The following is a 3,947-nucleotide window of genomic DNA, read 5'->3' as shown; positions in this document are numbered from 1 at the left end:
TGGGGGGGGGGGGCGCGCGGGGGCGGCGGGGGGGGGCGGCCCCGTCCCCCCCGCCCCCCCCCCCCGGGCCCGTGCCCGCCGACCAGCTCCTGCGCCGCCTGGCCGACCCCCTGGCCGCCGTTCACCGCATACCAGGCCCCCACGCCGGACGGCTCGCCGGAGCCCCGCGCCACCGCGCATGGCGCGACTACCTTCACAACCGGCTCGACACCTACACGGCCGCCGCACCCGACCTCGCCCCGGCTGCGGCAGCCCTCCGCCGCGAACTCGACGCCACGGACGTGGACACAGAACCCAGGCTGCTGCACCACGACCTCCAGCCGGGCCACCTTGTCCACCCCACCAGCGGCAAGCCACTGCTGCTGGACTGGGAACTCGCCGCCTTCGGCGACCCGCTGTCCGACCTCGCCCGCCTCGCCGTCCGTCTCGACCTGCCCGACCCCACCGGCGTCCTCCACCTCGCCCACCAGCCCGATCCGGACGCCGACCGCCGACTCCGCCTGTACTGGCGCATCCACCAGCTTGCCGACGCCGCCCTCGGCACCGACCCCGCCGTGCGGCAGCGCGGCCGGGCTCGCCTCCCGTGACGGCACAGCTCCTTCACCCCCCACGCCGCGGCCTACTCGCGGGGCCCCCGCCGTCACCGATCAGGGTGAAGCCCCGCCCTCACTTGACGCGGCAACCGTGCAGTTCATCTCGCGATCGCGTCAACTCGCCTTCAGCTTCCGGGGGCTCGCCTTCGTATGACCCGACGCCTCAGCCGAGTCAGGCGCCGGCGCCCGTCTCGGTTGAGGCGTCACCAACCGTCCGCGCCCTCGGACGTCCCTGAGCAGCAGTTTCGTCGCCCGGCCTGTGGCGCCGCCGCAATCGGCGCACACGGCCGAGGCCACGCCAGAGCCGCCAACAGCTTTCTGGCGATCACGGAAGTGATGACACACTGATGGGCCCAACTTGCCCATCGTGCACGGGAGATCACCTGATGAACGCCACCCCCGACGCCGAGAGTCAGGGAGCCGAAACAGATGGGGAACGCACCGGCGGCTGCCTGTGCGGCCGCATCCGTCTCACCACTCGAGGCCCGGCGGTCTTCGCCCACACCTGTGCCTGCCGCCACTGCCAAAAGCTCGGCGGCACACCAGTGATGTGGTGGGTGGGATTCGAGACGGTCACCTGGACAGGTGAGGGCGGCGAACCAACCTGGTACGAGACCTTCGAAGGCGAGGCGAAGCGCGGCTTCTGCCCGACCTGCGGCAGCCGCCTCGCGGCGATCGACAGCGACATCCCAGAGATCGCATCAACGTCACCGCTCTCGACGACACCAGCGGCCCAGACCTCGTGCCGATCCACGCGTCCTTCCGCGAGAACGCCGTGCACTGGCTGCCCCCAGTGCCGGAAACCGAGCACAGCACGGCCGGTTGACCGCCTGTCCACTGGTCGGCAACGTCACCTGCTCCCTCGATGGCCCCGACCGGCATCCCGTTCTCGCCCGCGAGCAGGGGCGCGAACTCTGGGGCCGGGGCCCGCCGAGGGACATGCTCAGCGAGGTCGACAGAGAACTCTGCAAGAGCCGTGCGGCAGTCCAGGGGATGCTCAATCACCACGACTCCAGAGAGGCGCTGGGCTACTTCCCAGGGCTTCGGCGTTGTCGTGTGGAGCCCGGTTCGTGGCGGTCTGTCAGCTCGGTGGCGTCCCGGAACGTGACAGGCACGGGCTTCCAAGATCATGGAGTCCTACCTTTCAAGTGTGGGTTTCCGCTGGTCATTCGTAAGATCGGTGAGCCCAGGGGCTCCGGGTATGGCTGTCATGGAGGAGCCGATCGGATGGCTCAGAGAACATGGCCGCCCGGAGCCCCGCGACGACTCGACCGCCAATTGGGATGCGCGACTTGATCGCTCTGTAGGACTACGTCGGCGAGGTCGTCTGCGGGATGGACTGACGACGAGCTGACGGAGGTGGCCGTGCCCCAGATCTGGGCCGGGATGGACATCGGCAAGGAGCATCACCACTGTGTGGTGATCAACGAGCGGGGCGAGCGGCTGCTGTCCCGCCGAGTCCTGAACGACGAAGCGGCCCTGCTGGAGCTGATTCGCGACGTCCTGGACATCGACCAGGACGTGCTGTGGGCGGTGGACGTCAATCACGGCGGTGCTGCGCTGCTGATCGGTCTGCTGCTCAACCACGGTCAGCCCATGGCCTACCTCACCGGCCTGGCCGTCCACCGCGCGTCCGGCACCTACCGCGGTGAGGGCAAGACCGACGCCAAGGACGCCTTCGTCATTGCCGACCAGGCCCGCATGCGCCGCGACCTGGGCCTGCTGCGGCCCGGCGAAGAGATAGCCGTCGACCTGCGCATCCTCACCACCCGCCGCACCGACCTCGCAGGCGACCGCACCCGCCAGATCAACCGGCTCCGCGCCCAACTGCTGGAGTTCTTTCCCGCGTTGGAACGCGCCCTGGACCTGACCAACAAGGGTCCCGTGATTCTCCTGACGGGATACCAGACACCGGCCGCCATCCGCCGCGCCGGCGCGAAGCGTATCGAGACCTGGTTGCGTAATCGCAAGGTCCGAAGCGCCGCGGCCCTGGCCAAGGCCACCCTGGAGGCGGCGCAGGCCCAGCACACCGCGCTGCCCGGCGAGACACTGGCTGCCGGCATGGTGGTCCGTCTCGCGAAGGCGGTGATGGCCCTTGACGAGGAGATCGCCGAGCTCGATGCGCTCATCGAGGCCCGGTTTCGTGAGCACCCGCACGCTGACGTGATCTGCAGCCTGCCCGGAATGGGCACTCAGCTCGGTGCCGAGTTCATCGCCGCCACCGGCGGCCTCATGACCGCCTTTGCGAGCGCCGACCGTCTTGCCGGCTACGGAGGCGTGGCCCCCGCTGCCCGCGACTCCGGCCGCATCAGTGGCAACCACCACCGCCCGCGGCGCTACCACCGCGGCCTGCTGCGGGTGTTCTACCTGTCGGCAATGGCGAGCCTGAAATCCTGTCCAGCATCGCGGACCTACTACGACCGCAAGCGCGCCGAGGGCAAGGGGCACAAGCAGGCCCTGATCGCGCTCGCACGGCGGAGAGTGAACGTCCTCTGGGCGATGATCCGTGACGGAGCGTGCTACCAACCTGCACCGAGTGTCGCACCTGCGGTTTGACAACGGCATTGGGATGTTCTCTACGCCCCGTGATCCGAGTGGAAGACCGTGCCTGTTGACGCATCGTCGCTGATCCCGCCTGCCCTTGACCAGCTCCGCGAGCATCCCGAGGCCGTATCCGACGAGGTCCCGCGCCTGCTGGAACGGCTGGCCGAGGTGCCCGACCCGCGAGACCCACGCGGCGTACGGCACGCTCTGGTCGCCGTGCTCGCGCTGACCGCGTGCGCGGTTCTGGCGGGGGCGACCTCTGTGCCGGCCGTCAGCGAGTGGATCGCCGACGCCCCGCCACACATCCTTCAACGCCTCGGCATACGCCTCGACCCACTGTTCCCGAAGCGGTTCCTGCCTGCGGAAACGACGGTCCGGCGGCTACTGGCCCGCATCGACGGCGACGCGCTGGACCAGGCGGTCGGACGCTGGCTCGCCGACCGACGCCCGAAGGCGACCTGGCTGCGCGGCCTCGCAGTGGACGGCAAAAGCCTGCGCGGCGCGGCCAAAGCGAAGGGCCGCAAGATCCACCTGATCGCCGCACTGGAGCACACCACCGGCCTGGTCCTGGCCCAGCTGGACGTCGGCGAGAAGACGAACGAGATCACCTGCTTCCAACCGCTGCTGGGCACCGTCGCCGACCTGGCAGGAGTTGTCGTCACCAGCGACGCGATGCACACCCAGCGCGAGCACGCCGACTACCTCCTCGGCCGCGCAGCGCACTACATCGTGATCGTCAAGGGCAATCAGAAGAAGCTGCGCCGACAGCTCAAGTCCCTTCCCTGGCAAGACATCCCGCTTCAGGGACGC

4 protein-coding genes are annotated in these 3,947 nt (G+C 69.6%); all 4 read left to right on the top strand.

Going from position 1 to position 3,947, the window contains the following annotated elements:
* Nucleotides 1-587: phosphotransferase family protein (locus ACWD35_RS45045; RefSeq protein WP_451357108.1), on the top strand; the 587-nt coding region annotated here is incomplete at its 5' end.
* 353 nt (nt 588-940) lie between these two features.
* Entirely contained in the window at nt 941-1,768 is an 828-nt protein-coding gene (locus ACWD35_RS45040) for a GFA family protein (RefSeq protein WP_451357107.1), read from the top strand.
* Between the two features lie 211 nt (nt 1,769-1,979).
* Nucleotides 1,980-3,149, top strand: a complete 1,170-nt coding sequence (locus tag ACWD35_RS45035; protein WP_451357106.1) for an IS110 family transposase — start codon at nt 1,980-1,982, stop codon at nt 3,147-3,149.
* 48 nt (nt 3,150-3,197) lie between these two features.
* Nucleotides 3,198-3,947, top strand: a 750-nt coding sequence (locus ACWD35_RS45030; protein ID WP_451357105.1) for an ISAs1 family transposase, incomplete at its 3' end; no start/stop codon positions are given.

The sequence above is a fragment of the Streptomyces sp. NPDC002671 genome (assembly GCF_053592475.1).
Note: the sequence above shows the minus strand (reverse complement) of the source record. Positions and strands in the feature narration are given on the sequence as shown.